At 26.1% G+C, this 25,899-nt stretch carries 25 protein-coding genes; 20 read left to right on the plus strand and 5 right to left on the minus strand.

The window, feature by feature from the left end:
* Nucleotides 1–20: 20 nt before the first annotated feature.
* On the minus strand, nt 21–371 hold the full coding sequence (locus Q0049_RS01325; protein ID WP_298115615.1) for a helix-turn-helix domain-containing protein: 351 nt from the start codon (nt 369–371) through the stop codon (nt 21–23).
* Between the two features lie 143 nt (nt 372–514).
* On the opposite strand from Q0049_RS01325, the gene Q0049_RS01330 reads away from it, so the two are divergent.
* Entirely contained in the window at nt 515–919 is a 405-nt protein-coding gene (locus Q0049_RS01330; RefSeq protein WP_298115616.1) for an ester cyclase, read from the plus strand.
* 73 nt (nt 920–992) lie between these two features.
* Here the strand turns inward: Q0049_RS01330 and Q0049_RS01335 are convergent, their stop codons facing one another.
* Complete coding sequence (locus Q0049_RS01335; protein WP_298115617.1) at nt 993–1,724, minus strand: pirin family protein; 732 nt, start codon at nt 1,722–1,724, stop codon at nt 993–995.
* 101 nt (nt 1,725–1,825) lie between these two features.
* The gene (locus Q0049_RS01340; protein WP_298115618.1) at nt 1,826–2,497 is read right to left on the minus strand and encodes an isochorismatase family protein; all 672 of its coding nucleotides are present in this window, start codon (nt 2,495–2,497) and stop codon (nt 1,826–1,828) included.
* A 119-nt stretch (nt 2,498–2,616) separates the two neighbouring features.
* On the opposite strand from Q0049_RS01340, the gene Q0049_RS01345 reads away from it, so the two are divergent.
* The 18 genes from Q0049_RS01345 to Q0049_RS01430 all read left to right on the plus strand — a co-directional run bounded on the left by Q0049_RS01345 (nt 2,617) and on the right by Q0049_RS01430 (nt 20,481).
* Nucleotides 2,617–2,958 (plus strand): helix-turn-helix domain-containing protein, encoded by a 342-nt coding sequence (locus tag Q0049_RS01345; RefSeq protein WP_298115619.1) that lies wholly within the window; start codon nt 2,617–2,619, stop codon nt 2,956–2,958.
* 414 nt (nt 2,959–3,372) lie between these two features.
* Entirely contained in the window at nt 3,373–3,597 is a 225-nt protein-coding gene (locus Q0049_RS01350; RefSeq protein ID WP_298115620.1) for a hypothetical protein, read from the plus strand.
* A complete protein-coding gene (locus tag Q0049_RS01355) occupies nt 3,594–4,292 on the plus strand; it encodes a LytTR family DNA-binding domain-containing protein (protein WP_298115621.1) in 699 nt (232 codons plus the stop codon). Before Q0049_RS01350 ends, Q0049_RS01355 begins: the two co-directional genes overlap by 4 nt.
* A gap of 182 nt (nt 4,293–4,474) precedes the next feature.
* Nucleotides 4,475–7,153, plus strand: a complete 2,679-nt coding sequence (locus tag Q0049_RS01360; protein WP_298115622.1) for a PAS domain-containing protein — start codon at nt 4,475–4,477, stop codon at nt 7,151–7,153.
* 3 nt (nt 7,154–7,156) lie between these two features.
* Nucleotides 7,157–7,549 carry a response regulator transcription factor gene (locus tag Q0049_RS01365; protein WP_298115623.1) on the plus strand — a complete coding sequence of 131 codons (393 nt, stop codon included), beginning with the start codon at nt 7,157–7,159 and terminating at the stop codon, nt 7,547–7,549.
* Between the two features lie 4 nt (nt 7,550–7,553).
* Nucleotides 7,554–8,579: a hypothetical protein gene (locus Q0049_RS01370; RefSeq protein WP_298115624.1), complete on the plus strand. Its 1,026-nt coding sequence runs from the start codon at nt 7,554–7,556 to the stop codon at nt 8,577–8,579.
* An 11-nt stretch (nt 8,580–8,590) separates the two neighbouring features.
* Nucleotides 8,591–10,012 (plus strand): glycosyltransferase family 2 protein, encoded by a 1,422-nt coding sequence (locus Q0049_RS01375; RefSeq protein WP_298115627.1) that lies wholly within the window; start codon nt 8,591–8,593, stop codon nt 10,010–10,012.
* Between the two features lie 11 nt (nt 10,013–10,023).
* Nucleotides 10,024–10,827 (plus strand): YaiO family outer membrane beta-barrel protein, encoded by an 804-nt coding sequence (locus Q0049_RS01380; protein WP_298115629.1) that lies wholly within the window; start codon nt 10,024–10,026, stop codon nt 10,825–10,827.
* 4 nt (nt 10,828–10,831) lie between these two features.
* Nucleotides 10,832–11,419 carry a DUF4956 domain-containing protein gene (locus tag Q0049_RS01385; RefSeq protein WP_298115631.1) on the plus strand — a complete coding sequence of 196 codons (588 nt, stop codon included), beginning with the start codon at nt 10,832–10,834 and terminating at the stop codon, nt 11,417–11,419.
* 13 nt (nt 11,420–11,432) lie between these two features.
* Nucleotides 11,433–12,710: a CotH kinase family protein gene (locus Q0049_RS01390; protein WP_298115633.1), complete on the plus strand. Its 1,278-nt coding sequence runs from the start codon at nt 11,433–11,435 to the stop codon at nt 12,708–12,710.
* 20 nt (nt 12,711–12,730) lie between these two features.
* Nucleotides 12,731–14,692: a HAMP domain-containing sensor histidine kinase gene (locus Q0049_RS01395; protein WP_298115635.1), complete on the plus strand. Its 1,962-nt coding sequence runs from the start codon at nt 12,731–12,733 to the stop codon at nt 14,690–14,692.
* 129 nt (nt 14,693–14,821) lie between these two features.
* Entirely contained in the window at nt 14,822–16,327 is a 1,506-nt protein-coding gene (locus Q0049_RS01400) for a hypothetical protein (RefSeq protein ID WP_298115638.1), read from the plus strand.
* 133 nt (nt 16,328–16,460) lie between these two features.
* Nucleotides 16,461–16,931, plus strand: a complete 471-nt coding sequence (locus Q0049_RS01405) for a hypothetical protein (RefSeq protein WP_298115639.1) — start codon at nt 16,461–16,463, stop codon at nt 16,929–16,931.
* An 859-nt stretch (nt 16,932–17,790) separates the two neighbouring features.
* Nucleotides 17,791–18,693, plus strand: a complete 903-nt coding sequence (locus tag Q0049_RS01410; RefSeq protein WP_298115641.1) for a hypothetical protein — start codon at nt 17,791–17,793, stop codon at nt 18,691–18,693.
* Nucleotides 18,694–19,149, plus strand: coding sequence for a hypothetical protein (locus Q0049_RS01415; protein WP_298115643.1), 456 nt, complete (start codon nt 18,694–18,696; stop codon nt 19,147–19,149). It begins immediately after the preceding gene.
* Nucleotides 19,133–19,513 carry a hypothetical protein gene (locus Q0049_RS01420; RefSeq protein ID WP_298115646.1) on the plus strand — a complete coding sequence of 127 codons (381 nt, stop codon included), beginning with the start codon at nt 19,133–19,135 and terminating at the stop codon, nt 19,511–19,513. Before Q0049_RS01415 ends, Q0049_RS01420 begins: the two co-directional genes overlap by 17 nt.
* A gap of 190 nt (nt 19,514–19,703) precedes the next feature.
* A complete protein-coding gene (locus Q0049_RS01425; protein WP_298115648.1) occupies nt 19,704–20,048 on the plus strand; it encodes a DUF4406 domain-containing protein in 345 nt (114 codons plus the stop codon).
* Nucleotides 20,032–20,481 (plus strand): hypothetical protein, encoded by a 450-nt coding sequence (locus tag Q0049_RS01430; protein WP_298115654.1) that lies wholly within the window; start codon nt 20,032–20,034, stop codon nt 20,479–20,481. The genes Q0049_RS01425 and Q0049_RS01430 overlap by 17 nt, the downstream gene beginning before the upstream one ends.
* A 3-nt stretch (nt 20,482–20,484) precedes the next feature.
* Here the strand turns inward: Q0049_RS01430 and Q0049_RS01435 are convergent, their stop codons facing one another.
* Together Q0049_RS01435 and Q0049_RS01440 are read right to left on the minus strand one after the other, a co-directional pair.
* A complete protein-coding gene (locus Q0049_RS01435) occupies nt 20,485–21,138 on the minus strand; it encodes a response regulator transcription factor (protein WP_298115656.1) in 654 nt (217 codons plus the stop codon).
* 122 nt (nt 21,139–21,260) lie between these two features.
* The gene (locus tag Q0049_RS01440) at nt 21,261–21,908 is read right to left on the minus strand and encodes a response regulator transcription factor (protein ID WP_298115658.1); all 648 of its coding nucleotides are present in this window, start codon (nt 21,906–21,908) and stop codon (nt 21,261–21,263) included.
* Nucleotides 21,909–22,462: 554 nt separating this feature from the next.
* Between Q0049_RS01440 and Q0049_RS01445 the strand changes: the two genes are divergently transcribed.
* On the plus strand, nt 22,463–25,899 hold a 3,437-nt coding region (locus Q0049_RS01445; RefSeq protein WP_298115661.1), incomplete at its 3' end, for a M14 family zinc carboxypeptidase.

The following is a 25,899-nucleotide window of genomic DNA, read 5'->3' on the forward strand; positions in this document are numbered from 1 at the left end:
TTTTTAAAAAAGTAAATCGGTTACTTTTGCATTTTTCCCCAAGCTGCTAATGCTTCTAATAATTCAAAAACGGTTTCTCCATTTTTAGTAATGCTATACTCTACTCTTGGCGGAACTTCAGCAAAAATCTTTCTATCGATTAGATTACTATCTTCTAACTCTCTTAATTGAGCTGTTAGCATTTGTTTACTTATCGTTGGAATACTTCTTTGCAAAATTCCAAATCTATTTACATCCATTTTTATTCTGTTAAGAATGATAGGTTTCCACTTTCCGCCAATGATACTCATAGCTTTTGATATAGGACAATTTTGAAAATAGATTTCAAATTCCTCTTTAGACATATCTTCAATTTTAGGATAATCTTTCATTTATTTTAAATTTTAAACAATTGAAATACATAATAGTATGATTTTAATACGTATGTAATAAAATAATAACTACTTGCAAATATAGAACTAATAAACATATATTTGTACAAATAATTAGAAAAACAATTAAATAGTAAAAGATTATGAGCAAAGAAATCATTACCGCTTTTTATGAAAAAGCATTAACAGTAAATTCAGAAACAACACCTGAAGCAGTTTTATCACCTATTTTAGCGAATGATTTAGTATCATATGGTAGTGTTGATAGCAAAGGAAAAAATGAATTGATAGGAATGTTAGGGTATTTTTGGCAATTAATTCCTGATTTAAAATGGGAAATCAAAGAGATACTACAAGATGGAAATAGATATATTGTAAGAAGTAAAGCTACAGGAACGCCAAATGGTGATTTTATGGGTTTGCCAACTGATGGTACAAAATCTTTCGAAATCATGACAATTGATATTCATACAGTTGAGAACAATCTTATTCAAGATATTTATCATATTGAAGATTGGCCTACAGCTATGAATCAGTTAAAAGGATAAAAGAAATCCCAATAAATTAAAAAAAGTTCCTTTTCATTGAGATAAGGAACTTTTTTTTACTAAAAGCACTAAATTAAATAGTCCAAATTGGCTTATAATCTATTGTTGTTGGTGTTTCTATATAAAATAGTTCACCTTTAAAATTAAGTTCTAATTCTCTACTATTAGAAACTCTTATGGCATCATCTTGAGCTATAGCTGTATCATTGGCATAACCACTTCCATTAAGCACATAAAAAGTGTAACTCATTTCTGCATCCAATAAAATTTTTGTTTTAATTTCATTTTCAAAAAATAGTTTTTTAATGGTTAGATTCGGTGTTAAAACTTTTGCTTTACTTCCATTACCAATGTAAGTTATAGTTGCAATACCATTTTCTTCAACTGGTAAAAAATCTTTACCTGAATAATCTACATAACTTGGATTTAGTTTTATAGCTTCATAAAAGTTTGGATCAAACCAAATTTGAAAAGCTCTTGAATTTGCTTCAATTCTCTCTTGATGTTGAATACCACTATTAGACTGAATAATTTGAAAATCACCGGCATGTAATGGTGTCCAAACTTGAGTAGCAGTATCATAATGTTCATTTTTTCCTTCAAAAATAAAAGTAAGAATTTCAAATCCTTCATGCGGATGAAGACCAAATTCGCAAGCTTCATTTATATAACCATTGCTCCAGTAATATAAACTTGAATAAGGTTTAGTGTCAGCATTTCCTACATAAACAGGTTTATTGGCGTGGAATCGTCCTCCAAAAATTACATCATTAAACTGTTCCGATTTTTTTATTATTTGCATCATATTGCTATAAATTTTTAGGTAACAAAAGATTAATTATAGGGTAAAATAAAAGGTAAATCAAACTAATTTAGTTTGATTTACCTTTTATAAATAACTTTAAATTATTTACCTAATTTGAAAACAATCTCTTCTAAATTGATTTGCATTACTTTTTGTCCGTCTGTAGTTCCAAAGTCAGGAAACAATTCTGTAACAGCTGAATTAGCCGAAAGAACTCGTACTCCAATTTGTCTCAAAGCATCAAAAGTAACATCGTCTGCTAACGGCGACATACTTCCACATGCATCTGCAACTACCACTACATTATAACCTTCTTTTACTGCACTTTCTACAGTATGCAATAAACAAATATCAGTGGTCAAACCTGCAATTATTAAATTCTTTTTTCCTAAATTTTTTACTGCTGTTTTAAAATTATTATCTAAAAAACAATCTAATGTTCCACCTCTTTTAATTCTATTTTCAAATTGTTTTGGTGCTTTTTCTTGAATTCCTTCCCAAGTAAGTCCTACTTGTTCTTCCATTGTGGTGGTTACCAATAAAGGAACTCCAGCTTCTGCTCCAATTCGAGATAACATACGTAAATTATTTTCCACATTTTTTTTATCTTGACTGTAAATCCAATCCATTGTCATTTTTTGGTGATCAACTAAAAGAATTGCGGCATTTTGAGGTGTAAATCTTTCCACTTTTTTAACCGATTGTGCATTTAAACTACTAGTAAAGATAATTGCTATGAATAGCATTGTAATTTGATAAACTTTTTTTGTCATTTCTTTGTATAAATTTAATTATTATAGCACAAAGTTAAATACATTTACCTACTATTCTTGGGCAGTTACCAATAAGTAAGTAATTACAAAAAGGTAAGTAAATTGAAAATCAAATTATTATGAGCACAAATAAAACCACTTGCCAATATAAATTAATGGCATCAAGAGATGCATTGGAAATCATTCAAGGAAAATGGCGCATTCCAATTATAATTTCTTTATCTTATGGCAACAAAAGATTTGGTGAAATCCAAAGAGATATTACAGATATATCATCAAAAATGCTTTCGCAAGAATTAAAAGCTTTAGAAATGAATAAAATTGTATCGCGAAGTCTAATAAATTCATTACCAGAAACATCTGAATATTCACTTACGCCACTTGGTTTGTCAATGAAAAATTTATTGGAAGAATTATTGAAATGGGGAATTTATTTTAGAGAAGAGAGTATAAAAAAATAAGACAATCATTCAGGTCTAAATTCAATTTTTACGAATCGTAAAACACAATTTGCTGCTTTATTTGTAGAATTCTGATATAATTTTATTTCAGTTGCCATAACTGTATTCACTTTTAACTACTAGAAAAACTAATACTTCATCTTTTATCAAATCCATAAAAGCATAACTAACAATCAATTAATACAATATTTTTTTCCATTTTCATTTATCACATCATATCTACACAATATTTTTCATCTAAAAAGTCAATTCTCCATTGTTTAGTCAAATATTAAAGGTAATCTAAAATAATAGATTTATAATTTTATAAGTTACATTTTAAACATATAAAAAGTGACTAATAAACCTTCCGTAAATCATCTAAGAAAAATATGTTTTAACAATGAATTGATAGTTCAAAAACTGTTAAACAATATGAAATCAGAGAGCACATCGCTTTTTGCTGATTATAGTAGTGCTGATGCAATAAATGAAAAGATAAGAATCGTTCACAAATCGGTTACCTTATTTTCCATGATTGGCATGATGGATAGCGCCAATCAAGCAAAAACTTATGAAAATAATCTAGCAAGTAATTCAGATGTTGGAAGAAAAGAGTTTGAAGAATCATTACTAATCGCCATTAATTTTTTAAAATGAATTGTATTATAATTGACGATGACAGCACAATAAGATTACAAATTAGAGAGTTTTGCAAACTTATTGGAGATATTAATGTATTAGAGGAATTTAGCAATCCTTTAGAGGCATTTTCGTTCTTGAAAAATCACGAAATAGATTTATTATTTCTAGATGTAAATTTACCTAATCTTTCGGGAATTGATTTTATAAATAATTATAATATCAATTCCAAAATAATCATGATTACTGCTGATGCCAGTCATGCAGCAACTGTTTTTGGTAATAATTTAATTGTTGATTATATAACAAAGCCTATAACATTAACTCGATTTGTAGTAGCAATAAATAAATTAAACCAAAAAAAGAAAGAAGAGGATAAAAACAATAACGAAACCGCTAACGAAAAATCACTTTTTGTAACCGTAGATAAAAAATTAATTAGAATTCATTACAATGAAATTGACTTTGTTGAGGCAAACGGTGATTATGTAAATTTTTATCTCGATAAAAAAACGATTTGCGTTTATAGTACTTTAAAAAAAGTAAAAAATAAAATTCAAAATCACAACTTCATTCAAGTACATCGCTCTTATATAGTAAATACTAATAAAATTGATGAAATTGAAGACACAACAATTGTAATAAAAAATAAAACAATTCCTGTAAGTAGAATACAACGTCCTGTTTTATTAGAAAAATTGAACTTGTTGTAACTATTTTAACTTGTAAAAGCAACAACATAAGGCGAAATAAATTCCATTCATCGAATTTTTGCTCATTACACTTAATTCATAAATTAAATTTGATTAATTAAAAATTTATTTACAATTCATAACTCTATTGTAGTTTACAATTGAATAAAAAAATTATAGATAGCATACTAATAATTTAATTTATGCAAGAGAATTTCTTTTCTAACAAACCAATATCAAACGAAAGAAGATTTAGTGTCTCTTTTGAAAAAAGCATTGTAGGCATGGCTTTTATTGATAGCAACTTAAAAGTATTTTTAGTTAACAATTCCTTGTTGAGAATTATTGGCGCTCCAAAAAAAGAAATCAAATTTAAAAAAATTGAAGAGATTGAGAATTTCAAAAACTCCAATCTTAACATTGAAATAAATAATGCATTAAAACATAGAAAAAAATCTATCAGTACAATTATTGAACTTAAGAAAAAAGAGGACACTATAAAATTAGACTTAGCAATAAATTTATTTTACAACGCAAACAAAGATTTTACAGAAGCCTTATTAATAGTTAAAGATATAACTGAAGAAGATAAAAAAACTATTAAAGCAAAAGAATTATCAACCATTGTAGAAAATTCAGAAGATGCAATATTTAAAATTGATACTGATGGTACAATTGTAACTTGGAACAAAGGAGGAACGAAAATTTTTGAATATAGTGAAATAGAAATAATTGGTAAATCAGTTGATCAGCTTTTTACAAATGAAAACAAAAACAAACTTAATTTAATTAAAAATGGTATAACTAACCAAAAAATAATCATTAACGGATTAACAAAAAACAAAAACATACTTGACATAGAACTTACAATATCTAGCATTAAAGTAAATAAAAAATATTTAGGTAAAGCAATCATTGGAAGAGACATAACGACATTATTAAAAAAAAATGCAGAAATAAATAATTACAGAAATGCTCTAAACAAAGCTTTTAGTGTTGCAATAATAAATGACGAATACAAACTAACTTTTGCAAATGATAATTTTTGCAAATTATGTGGATTTAAAAGAAATGAAATTATTGGACGACCTATTGTAGATGCTAAAGACTATAGCGTAAACTATAAATTATTTATAGAAAGAAGAGATGCTATTATTAACGGTATAGTTTGGTCTGGTGAAGTTGAACTTTACAATAAAAGTAAAGAACAATATTGGGTTTTTGATACCATTATTCCATTTCTTGATAATAGAGGTAAACCAATTAAGTATTTAATTATTCGTAACGACATAACAAAAATAAAACTTGGTGAAAACGCTATTGAAAATAAAGCAATTTTAGAAAAAACAATAAAACTAAAAGATGAGTTCTTGGCAAACATTAGTCATGAATTGCGCACTCCTTTAAACTCGGTTATTGGATTTACAGATTTAGTTTTAGAAACAGATTTAAATGAAATTCAAATAAAATATTTAAACTTAATAAAAAATTCAGGTAATCTTTTGCTGCTACTAATTAATGACATTCTTGATCTTACAAAAATGGAAACTGGCATATTTAATTTTGAAAGCTTACAATTTAATCTTGCCACAACAATCAATGAAATTTCAGAACTTTTAGCAGTTGAAGCAAAAGCAAAAAACATTGAGTTCAATACTTTTATTGATACAAATATAAAAAGCGATTACATAGGTGATCCTTTTAGATTGCAACAAATAATTGTGAATTTAATTAAAAACGCAATTAAATTCACAAATGAAGGAAGTGTGAGCCTATTTGTTAAACTTATAGAAGAAAATACATTATCAAATGAGTCAATTATTGAATTTAAGTTTAATGATACAGGAATTGGAATTGAAGCCTCAAAACTTGAAATCATTTTTAATGCATTCACACAATCAGAAGAATACATTACAAGAAACTATGGCGGTTTTGGTTTGGGTTTAGCCATAGTAAGTAAACTAGTTAAAAAATTTAATGGTCAAATAAATGTGGAGAGTAAACTAAATGTTGGAACTTCATTTACAGTAACAATTCCATTTAAAAAATTTAATTCTACTGAAAGTGAAAATGTAAATTCTTATAGAAAAGAAAAAATAAAAAAACATGGCAAAATAAAAATACTATTAGCAGAAGACAATGAAAACAACCAAATATTAGCAACTCAAAGACTTATAAATTGGGGATTTGAAGTAGATTTAGTTAACAATGGACTTGAAGCAATTGAAAAATTAAAAAACAATGAATATGATTTAATTCTCATGGATATTCAAATGCCAATAATGGACGGATACACAGCAACAATAAAAATTAGAACTGAATTACCAATTGAAAAATCAAAAATTCCAATTGTAGCACTAACAGCACATGCCTCGAGTAGTAATATAAAAAAAGCAAAAAGAATTGGAATGAATGACTATATCTATAAACCTTTCAAATCTGAAGATTTATACCACAAAATTGTAAAACAACTAAATATTGAACCCGGAAAAAAACTAAAAACAATCATAAAACCAAAAACTATAAATGACAATAAAACAATTATAAACTTTGATTTTATAGCTCAGGAATGTTTAAATAATGGTGACGTTATTATTCAATATCTAAACTCATTTATTAAAGAATTTGAACTATTTATTGAAAATACCACAGTAGCAGCAAATTTGAATGATACTTTAGGAATTTACAGAGCTACGCATAAAATTCTTCCTAGCGTTAAGAGTTTAAAAATAAAAGATGTTTTACAAGTATTAAACATTGTTTATAAAAGTAGTAAAGAAAATCAGATAATCAATTACAGCCACTTAATCGTTGAAATATCAATGCTTTATACAGATATAAAAGAACGAATAATCACCGAAATGGAAACATTAAAAAAATAAATTATGGAAAAGTTAAAAATAGCTGAAAGAAAAAAAATAGTTATTGCAGAAGACGACTCCACATTTGCCATGCTATTAAAATTTCGATTAGATGAAGAAGGTTTTATGACCTTTATTGCTAATGACGGAACGCAAGCATTAGATTTAATTAAAGAAGTAAATCCTGATATTTTTATAAGTGATATAATGCTTCCACAAATATCTGGTTTAGAAGTTCTAGAACAAATTAAACAAAACAATTCTTTTACTTTTCCCACTTTAATTATATCTAGTGCTGGACAAGAAACTATGGTCATGAGGGCATTTGAACTTGGTGCCAACGATTTTTTAAGTAAACCATTTAGCATTAATGAATTAATAATAAGAATAAAAAAAACACTAGATATCAACAAATAAATTAATGAAAAAAATTATTGAATACATTGGTAATACTTTAGCTTTTTGTTACGAAAACTATGAAAATCAACCAATTGAAATAAAAATCATTTGGTTTTGTATTCCATTATTTATTTGTTTAATACTACTTTTTTTATTTGCAATAATTACAATAAAAATTAGAAACTATATTTCAAATAAACTAACAAATAAATATAAACCATTAATGCAAAAAACAATCATGGAATGTTTAGCTACTAATGGCAACGATAAAATTAACTATTGTAATAAAGAATTACTGAATACTAATTTCAAAAAAAAACTTTTCATCAGCATTTTACTAGAATTAAATTCGAGTTTATCAGGAGAATTAAAGAAAAAAGTACAAGAACTTTATATTCAACTTTCATTATTTAATTACTCCTTTTCTAAAATAAAAAATACTTCATGGAACATAAAAATTGAAGGAATAAGAGAATTAACACAATTAGAATACAAAACAAATGTTGACAATGCAATTATCCCTTACATGAATCATTCGAATGAAATTTTGAGAGGTGAAATTCAACTAGCAATGGTAAAATTGTATGGTGTAAATGGCTTGTTTTATCTTAATAATTTAAAATATCAACTATCCGAATGGCAACAAATAGAAATTATTGACGCACTAAAATCGCACATAAACTTTAAAATGCCCGATTTAAAAATATGGTATGAATCTAACAATAACTCAGTGGTAGAAATTGCTTTAAAAATTACTCAAAAATATCAATTGATTAATTACTGTAATTCTATCATCAAATTATTACATCATGACAATTACTACATTAGAATGAAGTCAAGATTTTTAATTAGACATTTTAAACTAATTGAGGCAACAAACAGATTATGTGAAATGTTTAAAGAGCCATATGAACTTGAGGAATTGCAAGATATTGTTGATACTCTAGAACAACTAGGTGTTGAATATAATTATTTTGACTTAGACAATAACGATTTGAAAAACATATACATACTCAAAGAAATGCAACAATTGATGTTGAAAATATAAAAACAAGAGTAATGATTATAGCAAAAAAAATATTTGAATTTTATTATTATTTCTATACTGTTTACAGCATATCCATTTTTGCGTTTTATATTTTTTTAACTGTAATTTCTCTAAAAGCAATGATTCATTACTTTAAAAGAAACAGCTTTATTAATTATCAACATTTATATTCAAGTGAACTTGCACCATCGGTTTCAATTCTTGCTCCAATGTTTAATGAAGAGGAAAATGCAGTTGCAGCAATAAAATCGCTTTTAAATTTACACTATGTTAATTATGATATTATCGTAATAAATGATGGAAGTACAGATGCCACATCGCAAAAAATAATTGAATTCTTTGAAATGGAGTCCATAAACAAAAATGTTTACCCAAAGATACCATTCAAAAAAGTTAACAATGTATATAAATCAAAAAATAAATTTTACGAAAAAATACTTTTCATTGACAAAGAAAACGGAGGAAAAAGCGATTCTCTCAATGCAGGTCTAAACTTTTCAAATAGTGATTATGTGCTCTGTATTGATGGCGACTGCATATTAATGCATGATGCTTTAATTAAAATGGTTAAACCCGTATTAGATTCTACAGAAACAGTAATTGCCTCTGGTGGTGTAGTTCGAGTTGCTAACGACTGTATTTTTAAAAATGGAAATTTAATAGAAATAAATCTATCCAATAAATTTTTAGTTAAAACGCAAATTCTCGAATACATACGCTCGTTTTTATTAGCAAGAATGGCCTGGAGCAAATTAAAAGGATTAATGGTAGTATCTGGAGCATTTGGAATACTAAATAGAAAAATTGCTATCGATGTTGGTGGTTATCTAACAAATACTATTGGAGAAGACATGGAAATAATTGTACGAATGCAACGCTATATGTACAAGAAAAAGAAAAAATTTATTTTACAATATATTCCTGATCCGCTTTGCTGGACAGAAGCTCCAGAGAACTTAAAAATATTATACCGTCAAAGAAAAAGATGGACTATCGGAAATATTCAAACATTAGTAAAACACAGAAAAATGAATCTGAATAGAAAATATAAACTAACTGGATTATTTAGCTTTCCTTTTTGGATTATTTATGAACGTTGGGGACCAATTATTGAAATTTCTGGTATTGTATTTTTTATTTGCGCCTCTTTTCTGGGATATGTAAATTGGATTTATACTATTTCGTTTTTTATTGCGACCTATCTTTTTTCCATTATGTATTCCTTTTTTTCAATTTTATGCGAAGAAATTACATTTAACCAATACAAAAAAAAATACGACATATTAAAATTATTAAGTACCGCAATTATTGAACCCATAACTTATCACATTTTTTTGCTTTTCCCGACACTAATGGGAAACATTGATATTTTATTAAAAAGAAAAATTGGATGGGGAAAAATGGAACGTAAAGGATTAGAAAGAACAAATTAAAAAACAATCGTATGAAAAAAAATATACTCTACCTCTACTTCGTTTTACATTGCTTAACACTCTTTTCACAACAAAAAGAAGTGTGGAGAGATACTATCGTGAGTGATTTAAAACTTAATAATTCGATTCGATTAAATTATACAGTTGATGTTTTTAAAAATGATTCGCCAAGGCATCTAACCGACCTAAGTTATGGATTGAAAACAAAAAAATGCTCTTATATTCTTCATTATCAAAAAGCTAATAGATTTAATAAAAATGATGATGCCTTAGAAATAGAAAGCTACCCTAAATTAATAAAAAAGTTATATGCCTATGTTGGTGGAGGATTTTCATTACATAAAACTTTGCTTCCAAATTATAGATTTGGTTCCGAATTATTTTATAACTACTCGAAAGGATTAGAATCCTCTTTAGGAATGCGATATTTAGAGTTCAATAACTCAAATGTATTGATTTACACTGCCTCTTTTGGAAAATACTATCGCAATGATTTTTATACTATTCGAACCTATGTAACTCCGAAAACTAAAGGCACTTCTATGACAGTTCAGACTATGGCAAGACGCTATTTTAGAGACAAATATCATTTTGCTAGTTTAGTTGCTGCCTATGGTCGTGGATTTACAGAAACAGGTCTGGAAGATTACAACACACTAACTTCCTTACGATTTGGAGCCGAATTTCAGCATGTGCTTACAGAAAACTTTTATGTTTCAGCACAAGCAGATTGGCGAAGAGATGAATTAGCGTACAGTATTGGTGACTTCGAAAACAGAATGGTATTGTCAACAGGATTGAAACTTATATTTTAAAAAAATGACACAATTGCTCGAACATATATCACAAGACTTTGTAAAAATATTTATTGCTTATCTAGTAAATATTTCTGCTTTAGTTTTTACAATAAGATATTCTTATGGAAAAATTAAAACTAATAACAAGTTTGTACTTACTTTTTATTTAATAAACACCATCGTTTTTTTTGTTTGTTATTTATTCATTAAATCAAATATTAATGTTGGAATTTCATTAGGGATTTTTGCTGTTTTCACTTTAATGCGCTACAAAACAGAATCAATTAAAGTAGTAGAAATGACCTTTGTATTTCTAAGCATCGGATTAGCGTTTATAAATTCGATATGCATTGGTGTTATAAGCATTATGATAATTTGTTTTGCAAATTTAACAATCGTTGGGTTTACTTATTTTTTATCAAGAATGGGTAATATCAATGAAAAAAGCATAAAAATTGTTTATCAAAATATCGACTTATTACACCCAAACAACAGAGGAACACTTTACACCGATTTAAGCAGAGTTCTTCATGAAAGTGTTTATAAAGTTGAAGTTTTAGAAATAGATTTTGAAAAAAGTAGATCGGTATTAACCGTTTATTATTACTAATTAAAAAAAAATCATGAAATCCATCTGTTTTAAAATAAGCTATCTTTTTTTATTGGTTTTAATTTCCATAAAAAGTTATGCCCAAAAAGAAAAACATAAAATTAAATTATTTGATGATGATATTGTTCATAAAATTGAAATCACTATCAATCATGAAAACTATAATAAAAAACTATCATCTTATAAAACAAACCGAGCAACAGAAAACAAATATTTTCTTGCCAACATAATTATTGATTCAACCGAAATAAACAACATCGGAATTAGATATAAAGGTGAATCATCATTTGACTTTGTTACCACATTAAAAAAATCATTTAAAATCGATTTCAATGCTTTTGTTCTAGGGAAAAAATATCAAGGATATAGCAAAATTAATTTAAATAACAACTTTAAAGATCCAACCCAAATAAGAGAAAAATTGTTTCTAGATTTATTAAAAAAACTCAATCAACCCTATCAAAAAAATGCCTTTGCAGCAGTATATGTAAACAGTGATTATATTGGACTTTATTTAATGACAGAAGATATTAATAAAAAATTTCTGAAACGAAACTTTGATCAAAACAATGGAACTTTCATAAAAGGAAGCCCAAAAGCAGATTTAAATATATTTACTGATACCGAAAAAAGTTATAAAGAATATTATTCATTAGAGAATAAAATTAACAAAAAGAAACATTGGAAAAAGTTGATTTCTTTCATCAAAAAAATAAATAAAGGAGACAAGGATTATTATTCTAAAATAGAACCAATATTAAACATTGAAAACACAATAACACAATGGGCATTAAATAATTGTATTGCTAATACCGATTCATTTAATATGGGACACGCACACAATTTTTATTTATATTTTGGAAAAAAAATAGAATGGATATCCTATGATGGCAATTATAGTTTTGGTGCTTTTGAAAAAGGATTCAACTTAACAAACTTTATTGAAGCTGATCTTTATTCGACTAAAATTGCACCTCAAAATCCTGTTTTAGTTCACTTTTTCATAAATGACAAAACTATTAGAGAAAAATACAAACAGATAATTGATTCCAAAATCATTCCCATTTTAGAAAGTCAAAAATTTTTAAGCTCAATTGAAAAGTACAAAAATTTAATATCCAATTATGTAAAAACAGAAAAATATGGATTTTATTCCTACGATGATTTTTTATTGAGTTATAACAACAATATTGGAGACATCAATGATCCTGGAGCTTTTTCGCCCGGACTTACTACTTTTATAAAACAAAGAGTTGAATATATAAAGTATAAAACGAAAGATTTTAATTGAAAAATACTAAAAAAACAAGGATGATTTTTTTAATAGTGTTAAGCATAGTTTCATGCTTAACACTTCTGTTTTTTATTGAATTAAAGGAAAGTCCTGAGGAAATTGTTAAAAAAATAGAATCAGGTCAAGAAATCAAAAATTGGAATTTAAACAAAAATGAAATACAAAAAATTGCAAAAAATAAAGCAGAACTAATAACTCTAACATCAAAATATGAAAACAAAAAAAGTTCAAGAAATAAAGCAGTAGTAAATCTGTACTGCGGACTTGTATTATCTAATGAAAATCATTCCAAAGGATTTCAATATCTTTTTGAAGCTTACAATAATAAAAAAGAGTTGAATAATAAGGAAAGAATTGTGCTTTTAGAAGCGCTTTCAAATGTTGAAAAAAATAATTTCAATTTCTTTAGTTCCATTTATTATTTAAAAGAAAACTTAGAAATTTCAAAGCAACAAAAAAGTATCGTTAAACAGTTTGAAATTTATAAGGAATTAGGTTCTTGCTTTAATAATGTTGAAGATTATAAAAATGCTACAAAAAATCTAGAATTAGCCACTAACCTTTTACCTATTTTAAAGGATTCTTTAACTTCTTTAGAAAAAGAATTACTCTTTGTAGAGCTGAGCAAAACCTACAGAAAAAACAACAACATAGACAAAAGTCTCCAATATCTTGATGCAACTAAAGATCAAAATAATAGCACAGCAGTAATGCTAGAAAAGGCTAGAGTATATTTTGAAAAAAACAATGTCAAATTAGCTCAAAAGTATTCTGAAAAAATTCAAGAGAAAATAAATATAACAAACCATAAGTATGAAGAAAAATATTTTATTGAACTAAAAGAGCTTGAAGCAAAATTGAATCTGAAACAAAGAGACACTATTGAAGCCATTGAAAATTTAAAAAAAGTCATTGAATTATCTAACAAAAATAATGATTATGAAAAGTCTCTGGCAATTTCAGAATTGGCTTTAAATTTAATTTCTGATTCAAATAGTAACTTTCCTTTTATAAAAAACAATATCATCTTTTGTTATGAAAAAACAGTAAAAAACAAATTTAGAGAACAACAGTACATACTGAAATTAGAAAGTTTAATGTCATCAGAACAAAAAATTGAAAACTCAAAAAAGCTTGTTGATTTAATAAAGATGACACTACTATCAATATTAATTGCGGCAATTTCATTTTTAATAAAAAGTTTAATCATGTACAATCAATCAAAAACGATTGAAATAAAACGTGTTGAATTAGAAAATATTAACCATGAAAACAATAGAATTAATTTTCAAATGGCATTGAAAAATGAACAATTAGAACATTATTCTAAAATAATCGCAAACGAAATAAAAGCCTCAATACAATCAATAGAAGAAAATTCAAAAACTATAGAGAATAAAAAAGACACTAATAAAGTAAGTAATAAAATTATTTATCAAATTTTAAATGAAAGTAAAAAACTAAATGAAATCATAGATTTTTTATTATCAATATCAATTAATTCAGAAAAAAAGAATCAAAAACCTTCATTGGTAGATTTTGAAAAAATATTAAATGATATTCAATCGAGCTTAAAAAACAGTATAATTTTATTAGAGCCAAAATTTATTCTTCCAAAAGAATTTCCAAGTTTTTATGGATTTAATGTACATCTATTTCAAATTCTAAAAAATTTAATCGAAAATTCATTGAAGTATAGTCATTTAGAGAGAACTCCTGTAATTAAAATTGAAATATTCAGAATAGGTGATAAATTAAACATTATATATGAAGATAATGGAATTGGAATTCCAATTGAAAAACAAGACAAAATATTTGAAAAATTTGAACAATCTAGAACTGAAGATTCAACAAAAGGATTTGGAATTGGATTGTTCATCTGTAGAGAAATAATTAAAAATTATAATGGAACAATTCGAGTAGAATCAGAAATTAATCAAGGAACAAAATTTATAATTTTTATGAAAGATTTAAAATAATTCCAAATGACTTTAGATGAATAAATATATTGAAATACAGAATCTATTTGTTTAAAAATAAACATTCAAATTATATCTAAGTCTTTAAATTTTAAAACATAAAAACTTTCATAAATAAAAACTAAATAAATGAAAATCAATAATTTATTACTATTTTTTTACTTTATTACACTTAATATTTACAGCTCTAATCAACAAATTGATAAAACTTTAGAGCGTAAATATTTATTGATTGGAAAAACAATTCTAAATGAATTTGATTCACAGAAATGGAAAAGCTCAGATAGTTTATACTACCTCTACGCTACAAAAAAAGAAGATGTTTTAGAGACTTTAAAATATTATAGAGAAAACACAAATAAACAAAGAAGTATAGCTATTCTAGAATATTTTAGCGGACACCTATTGTATGTTTTTGAAATTAATGTGCCTGGTTCAATAATACATTTCAAAAATGCAACTAAACTTGAAAAATACTTAAATACAGATGAAAAGTTTGCGCTTTATAATTCATGGGCAAATGCAGAAAAAATGAACAATAACTTTATTAATGCAGTAACGATTTTCAAAAAAAGTTTATTAATTGCTCAAAAAGAAAAAAACAAAAGTGAAATTGTTAGAAATTGTATAGGAATAGGTATGATTCAAAGAGATTTAGGTTTATACTCATTAGCGGAGAAAAACTTTATTAAAGCACAAAAAAACCTAATCGTAACTAATGAAAAAAGTGAACTTGATCAATATTGGATTTCACTTCACCTAGGTTGCTTATATCGATTAAAAAAACAATATCCAAAGTCAATAAAATATTTAAACATAATTTCAAATAAAAAAAATAAGAAAATAGATTATCTGAAAGGTTTTTTTGAAAACGAAAAAGCAATTTACTTTTATGAAACGAATCAAGTTGATTCTTCACTATACTATTGCAAAAAATTATTGAATTCTAATTATGAATCATTTTCTAATTACAACTTAATTACAGCTAATTTAATCACAGGAAAAATTTATTTCAAAAAAAATAAGAATAAAAGTGCTAAACCATATTTAACAAAAACAATAGAACTAACAAAAGAATATGGTGCAGATAAAGAAGCTCAAGAAGCTATAATTCTGTTATCAAAAATAACAACCAACAATAATTTATCAAGAAAATATCTAAATTACTTAATGGAAATAAAAAGAAGACGTTATGAATTTAATAGATCTTCAAAGTTATTCATTATTCAACTAAAAGAGTTAAAAAGAAATGAAGAATTGTTAGAACAACAAACTGAAAATAAAAAAACATATTTATCCATTATAACGATGATATCAATACTATCAATTGTTATTATTTACAAGTTTAAAAAAGTTTACATGAACCACAAAAGGATAAATAATGATAATAAAAAACTAATTGAATTAAATAAAAAAATAAAGAATAATAACCTTCAAATATCACTAATAAACTCTAATCTTGAGCAATTTTCATCAATAATAGCGCATGATATAAAGTCATCAATCGTTACTATAAATTATCTCGCAAAAGATTATCAAAAATTAAGTAAAACGAATACTGATGAAATAAAAAAAGTAGAAATGGAATCGCAAAATTTATATAAATATATAGATCAATTATTAAAAAAAAGTTAGCCACAAAACCCTAAATAACAACAGATTAATAATCATTTATACTACATAAAATCAATTTAACAACTTGAAAATCAATTTAGCACAACTCAGCCATATTTAACATTCTAATTTTGCATAATAATTAGTATAAGAAATGGGAGCACAAAGTTTTAATAATGAAAGTATAATTTATTTAGATAAATCTAAAGAAAAAATAATATTCAAAAACAGCTTTGGAACCATCTATGAAAATAAAATCAAAATTAACTACAAAAAAAACAAAACTGAAATATCTATAAATGATTTAGCAAATTATAGAGTCATAAAAAATAACGACACTAGAATAAACATAGTATTATTCCTTTTTACGTGTTTTTTTGCAACTTTAAGTATTTTTTTTATTGAAAATAATTCTTGGGGTTTAGCATGTTGGGGTTTTGGCTTATTGTTTTTATTATTAACAATGTTTTATAAAAAAAATGTTTTCTCTGTTCAATTTGTTTTGTCAATTGCGAAACAAATAGTAATTAAGCTTGATAAAAAAGACAGAAAATCTGCGATAATTTTTATAAAAAAACTAGAATCATATAGAGAATCAAATCCATCTCTTATGGCTCTTACATAGATTCATTTGACAAAATCATTAAATCAAAAATAGTAATTTTAAAAATAGTACAAAATGATATAAACTTACATTAAACCGAAACGACACATCACACTTTTTTTTATTGATTTGACAAGTTAGTTTTATAGTTATAATAATGGATTTGGGGACTCCATTACAGTCGTTTCGGTTTTTTTGTATTAATTGTTATATGTCATTTTCTTCATCAAAAAAGTCAACCTGAAATTTGAATACAATTTGATTATTGATGTTAAAAAAAGAAAAAAAATATATAAAAGCCACAAGATGTCTATTTATGATTTATCAAAATACGACAAAAATGAACAAAAAAATTATATGTAATGAATTCTGATTTTATAAATAATAGTACAAAATTAAATTATTTAAATTCATTTGCTGCTGTTTTTGAAGACAGTATTTTAATTCATAATTACAACCAAAAAACACCAATTCACATTTCAAGAATAAAAAAAATTTTTTTAACAAAAAAAAAGAAAGTTACATTAAATTGGTTATTCTTTTCTCTAACATTAATTGGGTTTATAGGTATCTATTTTAACTCTTTTAAAAGCAATATATCGATAATCTCATTAATTATTGTAACGTTATTTTTTTTAACACTTGCCATAATAACAAAAATAAACGCCTATACTTTCGTGATAATTTTTCAAGATGATAAAATTACTAGGATCAAGTTAGACAATAAAAACCTATCAGATGCAAAAAATATTCTTAAGCAAATGCATCAAATTATAAAAGATTATAAAAAAAAATCAATTAATAGTACTTTACAGCAATAAAGGCATACTTCGACTTATTTTGTAGTAATATTTTTGCTTTAGTAAAAAATTTTCAGAATATGCATAAAGTGTTGTTTTCATTTTTACTTTTCTTACTTCATTTTGGTGATTTATTTGGGAGTTGCTTAGTAAGAGGTGATTTCAAAAATAATGATACAACACTTTTTGTGCATATACTTCAATATAGAGATGGCAATGAATTGACCATTATTAATAAAGAAGTAAAAGATAACCTTTTTATTTATCAATTTCCTGAAAATTTTGAGGAAGGTATATACAGAGTAAATGTTATTACAACAAATCATTTTTCTTTCTTCGATATTATTGTGTTAAAAAGTGAAAAGAACATAGACTTTGAATTTGACAATAGCAAACCTTTTAATTTACCCATTTTTACAAAGTCTGAAATTAATAAAAACTGGTTTTCCTTTATTGAATACGCATTAGAAAATCGTAAAAGTCTTTTAGAATTATATGACTATAAAAAAAGTTCGCAAACAAAAAACATAACAAATGATAAAATTGATGAAGCTGTAAATAATCATATCATAGAATACAAAACAAAAAAAAATGAATTTATTAGCAAACACAACAATCCATGGATTAGTTTAATGTTAAATTCTATCAATTATAGTGGAAATGAATTTGAAATACAATGGGAGAATACTATAAATGAAAAAGAACTAATGAATGAAATAACAAATGATAACAGAAAACTATTAAATACACCATTACTCAAAGATTACATTCAAACAAAAATAGTATCTGAAATCTCAAAGCAAAAAAGCAGCAAGGAAAGTTCAAAATTAGTTGTCCAAATATATTGTGATTTGATCGATAAATTCTCTATTAATGATTTAGTAAAAAAATGTATAATCCGGTATGCAATTATTGGTTTCAGAGAGAATAAAGATATGGATTCCGAAAAATACATTTCAAATAAATATAGCTACTACATGTAGATGAAAAATTTAAAAGAAATAAAATTTACTCAAGATAAAAAAATCAGTAGGTTTCATTTTTTTGCATGCAAATATGGTTTCATTTCAAACGAGCTTATTTATTTATTTTTTTTAGATGCAAAACAAGTTGACGTAAAAAAAATAATAGACGTAAATGTTTATGAAAAGTATCAAACAATAATTAAAACAATTCAGTATAAGATTTTAATTTTTCTTTTAGTGCTTTTGAATTTAATTTTTTTTAACAAATCAGGTAATATACTATTTTTATCGCTTTTGATCCTTAGTTTGATAATTGGACTATTAATTAAAATTAAAATAGTAGTTTTTAATATAAACAATGGTAAAAAACTAGAGTTTAAAATTTGTAAAAAAGAAATACGTAAAGCTAAACTATTTAAAAAGAAAATTTTAGAATACAAAAAACACTTAGAATTAAATGAATTCTATAATTAACAACATAATGAATAAAAAAAGAATTTTTATTTACGATGCAACAAAAGGATTCTCAAGGTATTTAAAACTAAAATTAGCTGATGACATTGACATATTGTGTTGTACAAATAGAAAGGAATTAATAAATTATGACTTATCGTGTGTAGATTTAGCTTTTGTTGTAATTAATGACCAGGATGACTTAATTAACTTTATATATATATATTCAAAAATTGAAAACATTGTTTTATATAGTAATTTGGATGAAATTGTTGATAGATTGAGTACGATTGATACTATTACCGCATTAAATATAAATCATACAAAGTCAGATTTATTAAAAGAAATTAAATACAATTTACAATTAAATGATATAATAAAATAAGGCAAACAAATTTTTTAGTTTCATATCGTTTCTTGTAAAATTTCGCATACTGAAATATAAAAAATTATAAATGTCACACCATTTCGTTTGCCTTTTTAATTATTCTTGTTTTTCAGGCAATCAATTTTTTCGTTAATCCACAGCAATAATAGTTACTGCTTTGATTGTCTGATCTTCAAGTATTTTTTTTATGTTAAAGAACAAAGTATATATACTAGGCAAGATTCCGAAATACATCGATAAAAAAACTAGAAATCAATTTACATTAGCAAAAGAACATCTAATAAAAATTGGATTTAAAGATGTTATAAATCCAATGGATAATTTTAAAAAAAACGATGGATTTTCTAAAGAGTCTATAAAAGCAAACCTTAAATTATTATTTGAATGCGATAGTGTTTATGTATTACCTTCAGTAAATATCAAATCAAATAAAATCGAATTATTAATAGTAATACAACTTAACTTATTGATAATTCATGGTACTATTATAATCAATAATAAAATGATAAAAAAAAATGATAAAAAAAAATGAGTCAAAAAGTATTGTTGATTCTTTAGACATTATAAGTGATCTTGAAGAAATTTTTGAAAACATTTTAATTTTTGTAGAACCAGAAAAAAAAAGAAACTACACATGGGTTACTGTTCACAGTAAAAAAATAATTGATAAAGTAATTAAATATAGTGAAACACATAATGAATTAAAATCACCCGATGTAAACTGGGAAAAATTAATTGATAATAACAACAAAGCAAAAACAATAGAAAGTATTTATCACAGGTGTAAAACTATTACCGAAGGATTGCAAGGCGCATTAATAACACTAAATAAAGAAAATTATTATGAAGCTTTAAAGGATTATAATTACTCAAAATATAAAACAAATTGCGACCCTACGAATAGCATATATCAGGATAAAATTGAAGATATTGCCCAACATTTTGCGAAAAATGTAAAAATGTAATTACTAATAAAGACGTAATTCAGTTTGATAAAGTTGTAGTAATTCAATAACATTTTTTGTATTAGTCTTTTTTAAAATTCTAGTTTTAAATGTAGAAATCGATGAAGCAGATAAATTTAGTAAATTACAAATATCATTATTTGAATGTCCTTTAACTAATAGTGTTGCCACTTCATATTCTCTTGTAGATAATCTTTTAAATTCAACGTTTTTAAAATTTTCATCCTCATTTCCTGGAGTATTTCTAGCTCTATTTTTTAAAACTACTTCATTTGAAAAATAATCACTTGATTTCAATAAAACATGAATAATTTGAATTAATTCAAATGATGTGGTCTCTTCATTAAATATTGCATTAGCAGTGTTAACCCATTTTTTTCTATAAAAATCCCTATATCGATTTGAATTAAAAATTAAAACTTTTGTACCCATATAATTATCTTTTAATTTCTTTAATAAAAAAATATCATCTATAGAGTTTTGATTAAACTGTAAGATTATTAAATTATATGAAAACTGTTGTAAATATCTTTCAAACTCATCATCTGAATGAGCAACAATGTGTAAACACTGTTCAAAACCTCTATTAAAAATTGTCTCTACTCCAATTCTAACAATATCTAACTTGATATAAATCAACGCTTTATAATTCACCATTTTAGTATCTATTTTAACACTAACATAGTTTGTATTCGTAACTTTAGTAATTACTTAATGGATTAAATTATTGTATTATTGATTTTAATTATGCATAAAATTATAAATTGATAGGAAAAAATTTAAGAAGCAAAGCCTTCCATATTTTGAAACAATTTAGAAAGCTCAATTACATTATTAACATTTGTTTTTAAAAATAATCGCTTTTTAAAAGTGCTAACAGTTGATGTAGTTAATTGAAGTTTTTCTTTAATTTCAGTATTACTAAAACCATTAACTAACATTTTAGCAACTTCCAATTCTCTTGTTGATAAGCGATTAAGTATGTTTTTTTTGAAATGATATACTTTATTCTTTTTTTTTGAAATTGACTTAATCTCAACAGGAGAACTAAAATAATTTTCACCTCTCAATAATAAATTGATAGATCTAAATAAATTCTCTAGTTCACTATTTTTGTGTAAAACTCCATTAGCTCCTTTAATTAAACACAACTCAACAAAACTAAATTCATCATGTAGTGTATAAATTAAAATTCTAATTTCAGGTTGCTTAAGTTTTAACTTTCTAATAATACTAAACTCTTCAATTCCATTGTGCTTGATATCAATTATTGCCAAATCAAAACTCATTATGGATGATAATTCATAAAGCTCTTCTATATTTTTTGCAACATATATAATACCTCTAGGGTGCTCCTTTGAAATTAAAAGTTCGAGTGAAGTTCTTAAAAACTCAGCTTCATCATAAATCAATATACTGTAAGTCATAAGATAATTAAAATTTATTATGGTAAATTTAATTTCAATTAATAACTTAAATAATCTTATAAAGAACGTAGAATATGGATTATTGATTTTAAATTACTTTTTATCTAAATTTTGAAGATAACTTTTATTATTTTTTATTACATAACAATTTAATTAAAAAAAATATCCTACTTGACTTAAATAATCTTTCTTTTTTATCCGAAAACATAAATTACCATTTAATTTTTACTAACAAAATCATTACAAAAATAATTTTTGACAATCCTAATGTCGCGATTTCAAATTTTTTACTCGCTACTAAAACCAAAAAATTAATTCTTTGGAATTTTTATATCTTTTTGTTAATGTGTTATTTTCATTTTATTAAAAATATAATATTTAAAACAAATATAAAGTAGATTTATAACTACTCCTGTTAATTATTTTTGTAAGACAAATACTTATTTAAAACTATTAAAATGCTTTTTATCGACTATAAATGCATTTTATCGATAAAAAATTTTGTCGGAAATTAAGTATTATTTAGGTTTGTAGTCCAAATAAATCCTAATAAAATGAAAAAAATTAAACTTTTATTTTTATTGTTTTTGATAACATGCATCGCTCAAGCCCAAAAGAGCAGTCCGTTAGAAAGAGCAAACTTTTACCTACAAGAAAAAGGAGAAGTAATTCTTAAATTCAAAGCAAGAAATAAGCAAGAATTTATTGAAATTAACAAAGTTGTGAACTTAAGTCACAAACATGTTGATGAAAAAGTTTTAGATGTCGAAGCTTATGCAAATCGTGAACAATTCCAAAAATTTTTAACCTTTGGAATTCCTTACGATGTAACAAAAGAAGATAACGAAATTCCTCTGGAATATACTGCGGCTAGAGCCACTGCGGCATGGGATACATCTTGGGATGCCTATCCTAAATACTCAGAATATGTTGCAAAAATGCAATATTGGGCAGCAACATATCCAAGTTTGTGTACTCTAGAAAGTATTGGTACAACTGCTCTTGGAAGAACATTGTATGTTCTGAAAATTTCTGATAATGCGAGTACTGATGAAACGGAACCAGAGTTTTTCTATACTTCATCAATGCATGGTGACGAAATTACTGGTTACCCAACAATGTTACGTTTTATAGATTATTTATTGACAAATTATGGTTCATTATCTGAAATTACTAACTTAGTTAATGGAACTGAATTATATATTAATCCACTTGCAAATCCAGATGGTTCATATAAAACTTCTGGCAATGATATTTACAATCCAGGTGGAGCTGCAAATACTCCTACAAGAGCAAACTCTATTGGAGTAGATTTAAATAGAAATTATGCAGACGCCATTGGTGGGTTACATGACGATGGGTTTGCTTATCAACTAGAAACTGTTGCTTTTATGAATTTTCAAGCAACTAGAAATTTTGTTTTAGCAGCAAACTATCATGGAGGAACGGAAGTTGTAAACTTCCCATTAGATACTTCTAATACTCCCGGAACTGGAAATTTCAGTTACCATCCACATGATACTTACTTTAAGTTTGTATCTACAGAATACGCACAATTGTGTCAAACTGCTGATGGAAATTTAAATTATATGGATGCCGTTTACAATACGGGGCAATTTCCTGGTACAACAAACGGAGCTGCATGGTATTCTGTTTATGGCGGTAGACAAGATGCAAGTAATTATTTTGATCATAGTAAAGAAGTAACAATTGAAATTTCAGATTTAAAAACCCCAGCTGCTGCAAACTTACCTTTCTTTTGGGATAGAAATAGACAAGCATTATTAAACTTTGTAAAACAAGCTAGTTACGGTTTACATGGTATAGTTACTGATCAATCTGGGAATCCAATACATGCAAAAGTGTATGTTGGAGGAACAGTTGATAATTTTGGTTCATGGGTTGAAACTTCACCAACAAATGGTGACTATCACAAAGTTCAAATTGCTGGAACTTATAATGTAATTTTTGAAGCTCCAGGTTATGCCTCTCAAACAATACCTGTTACTTTAACAAATAATGCTACAACGACACTTAATGTTACCATGGTACCAGCAACTTCAGTACCAACAGCAAGTGATGCAACAATTTGTACAGGACAAACTGCTGCTTTATCTGCAACTGGTACTGGCACAATAAGATGGTATAATAGTGCTACATCAATAACTCCTTTAGCTTCAACTGCTGCTTACACTACGCCAGCTTTAACTTCAAACACATCATATTGGGTTGAAAGAGAAGTAACTCCGGCAAATGTTGGACCAGCGACTGTTTCTGGAACTGGTGCAAATAATGCTGCTCTAGCAAATAGATATTTAATATTCAATTGTACTACTCCAACTAAACTAAAATCTGTAGCTATAAACAATACTGTAGTTGGTGACATTTTAGTAGAATTACAAAATAACTCAGGTGTAATGCTTGAATCAAAAGTAATTAGATTAACAACTACCGGAAGTAAAGACATCAATTTAGATTTCTTTTTACCAGCAGCAACTGGTTTAAGATTAGTTTCTAGACAACTTTCAGGAACAAGTAACACATTGATTAGAGCTAATAGTGGAATTACTTACCCAATAACAAGTGGTAATATTTCTATAACTGGAAATAGTGGAACAGGAACTTTCTTTCAATTTTTTAATTGGAAATTAGGTGCTATAAAAAGTAATAGAGATGAAGTTATTGTAACAGTAAAACCAAATCCTACTAATAGTAGTATTAGTCCAACTTCTGCATTAGCAGGTTCAAGTGCCTTTACTTTAACTGTAAACGGAACTAACTTTGTAAATGGAGAATCAATTGTAAGATGGAATGGTTCAAATAGAACTACAACTTTTGTAAGTTCTACGCAACTAACCGCAGCAATAACTGCTTCTGATGTTACAAATTCTGGAACAGCAAATGTTACAGTTTTTAATACTTGTAATTCTACTACAACAAGTGCTCAAACTTTTACTATTGGAGCTAATTGTACTAATCCAGTTCCAAATGTAACTACATTACCAAATATAAATGCACAATGCTCTGTAACAGTTCCAGCTCCAACAGCAACTAGTAATTGTTATGGAACAATAACTGGTACAACAAATAATCCAACAACGTACAATTCTCAAGGTACTTATGTAATAAATTGGACTTATAATGATGGTAATGGTCATATATCAACACAACAACAATTTGTCTATATAACCGATACAATCGCACCTGTACCAAACATTACAAATTTACCAACTTTAACAGGTCAATGCTCACTTACTGTTACTGCACCAACAGCTACAGATAATTGTATGGGTACAATTACAGCTACAACAGCTGATCCATTAACGTACAACACTCAAGGTTCATACAACATAATTTGGACTTACACAGACAATCGCGGCAATCAATCTTTCCAATCACAAACTGTGGTTGTTGATGATACTGTTGCTCCTGTTGCTAATGTAGCTTCTTTACCAACTATAAACGGTCAATGTTCTGCTACGGTAACTGCTCCAAAAGCTACTGATACTTGTGTTGGACAAATTACTGCAACTACAACTTCACCATTAACTTACAATACACAAGGAACTTATCAAATTACTTGGACGTATAATGATGGTAACGGAAATACTTCAACACAATCGCAAACTGTGGTTGTTACAAATGGTGGAAATATTTTAACTTTCTATCAAGATTTAGATGGTGATACTTTTGGTAATCCAAATGTTTCTATACAAGACTGTTCTCAACCTGTTGGTTATGTATTAGACAATACTGATTGTAATGATAATCAATTACAATATTTAGATGCTGACAACGATGGTTTTGGTTCAACAACTCAAGTTGCTTGTGGTGTAACTAACAATACTGACTGTAATGATAATAACGAAAACCAAAATGTATTAATCACATTCTATCAAGATTTAGATGGTGACACTTTTGGTAATCCAAATGCTTCAACTCAGGCTTGTTCGCAACCAGAAGGATATGTATTAGACAACTCTGATTGTAA

The organism is Flavobacterium sp. (assembly GCF_027484205.1).
Taxonomy (GTDB): Bacteria; Bacteroidota; Bacteroidia; order Flavobacteriales; family Flavobacteriaceae; genus Flavobacterium.

Coding starts and splice junctions, on each gene's coding strand:
- Q0049_RS01380 (WP_298115629.1), top strand. CDS start 10,024: ATGAAAAAAAATATACTCTACCTCTACTTCGTTTTACATTGCTTAACA.
- Q0049_RS01355 (WP_298115621.1), top strand. CDS start 3,594: ATGAATTGTATTATAATTGACGATGACAGCACAATAAGATTACAAATT.
- Q0049_RS01370 (WP_298115624.1), top strand. CDS start 7,554: ATGAAAAAAATTATTGAATACATTGGTAATACTTTAGCTTTTTGTTAC.
- Q0049_RS01350 (WP_298115620.1), top strand. CDS start 3,373: ATGAAATCAGAGAGCACATCGCTTTTTGCTGATTATAGTAGTGCTGAT.
- Q0049_RS01440 (WP_298115658.1), bottom strand. CDS start 21,908: ATGACTTACAGTATATTGATTTATGATGAAGCTGAGTTTTTAAGAACT.
- Q0049_RS01405 (WP_298115639.1), top strand. CDS start 16,461: ATGGGAGCACAAAGTTTTAATAATGAAAGTATAATTTATTTAGATAAA.
- Q0049_RS01400 (WP_298115638.1), top strand. CDS start 14,822: ATGAAAATCAATAATTTATTACTATTTTTTTACTTTATTACACTTAAT.
- Q0049_RS01395 (WP_298115635.1), top strand. CDS start 12,731: ATGATTTTTTTAATAGTGTTAAGCATAGTTTCATGCTTAACACTTCTG.
- Q0049_RS01390 (WP_298115633.1), top strand. CDS start 11,433: ATGAAATCCATCTGTTTTAAAATAAGCTATCTTTTTTTATTGGTTTTA.
- Q0049_RS01385 (WP_298115631.1), top strand. CDS start 10,832: ATGACACAATTGCTCGAACATATATCACAAGACTTTGTAAAAATATTT.
- Q0049_RS01435 (WP_298115656.1), bottom strand. CDS start 21,138: ATGGTGAATTATAAAGCGTTGATTTATATCAAGTTAGATATTGTTAGA.
- Q0049_RS01375 (WP_298115627.1), top strand. CDS start 8,591: ATGATTATAGCAAAAAAAATATTTGAATTTTATTATTATTTCTATACT.
- Q0049_RS01410 (WP_298115641.1), top strand. CDS start 17,791: ATGCATAAAGTGTTGTTTTCATTTTTACTTTTCTTACTTCATTTTGGT.
- Q0049_RS01430 (WP_298115654.1), top strand. CDS start 20,032: ATGATAAAAAAAAATGAGTCAAAAAGTATTGTTGATTCTTTAGACATT.
- Q0049_RS01420 (WP_298115646.1), top strand. CDS start 19,133: ATGAATTCTATAATTAACAACATAATGAATAAAAAAAGAATTTTTATT.
- Q0049_RS01325 (WP_298115615.1), bottom strand. CDS start 371: ATGAAAGATTATCCTAAAATTGAAGATATGTCTAAAGAGGAATTTGAA.
- Q0049_RS01415 (WP_298115643.1), top strand. CDS start 18,694: ATGAAAAATTTAAAAGAAATAAAATTTACTCAAGATAAAAAAATCAGT.
- Q0049_RS01365 (WP_298115623.1), top strand. CDS start 7,157: ATGGAAAAGTTAAAAATAGCTGAAAGAAAAAAAATAGTTATTGCAGAA.
- Q0049_RS01360 (WP_298115622.1), top strand. CDS start 4,475: ATGCAAGAGAATTTCTTTTCTAACAAACCAATATCAAACGAAAGAAGA.
- Q0049_RS01340 (WP_298115618.1), bottom strand. CDS start 2,497: ATGACAAAAAAAGTTTATCAAATTACAATGCTATTCATAGCAATTATC.
- Q0049_RS01335 (WP_298115617.1), bottom strand. CDS start 1,724: ATGATGCAAATAATAAAAAAATCGGAACAGTTTAATGATGTAATTTTT.
- Q0049_RS01345 (WP_298115619.1), top strand. CDS start 2,617: ATGAGCACAAATAAAACCACTTGCCAATATAAATTAATGGCATCAAGA.
- Q0049_RS01425 (WP_298115648.1), top strand. CDS start 19,704: ATGTTAAAGAACAAAGTATATATACTAGGCAAGATTCCGAAATACATC.
- Q0049_RS01330 (WP_298115616.1), top strand. CDS start 515: ATGAGCAAAGAAATCATTACCGCTTTTTATGAAAAAGCATTAACAGTA.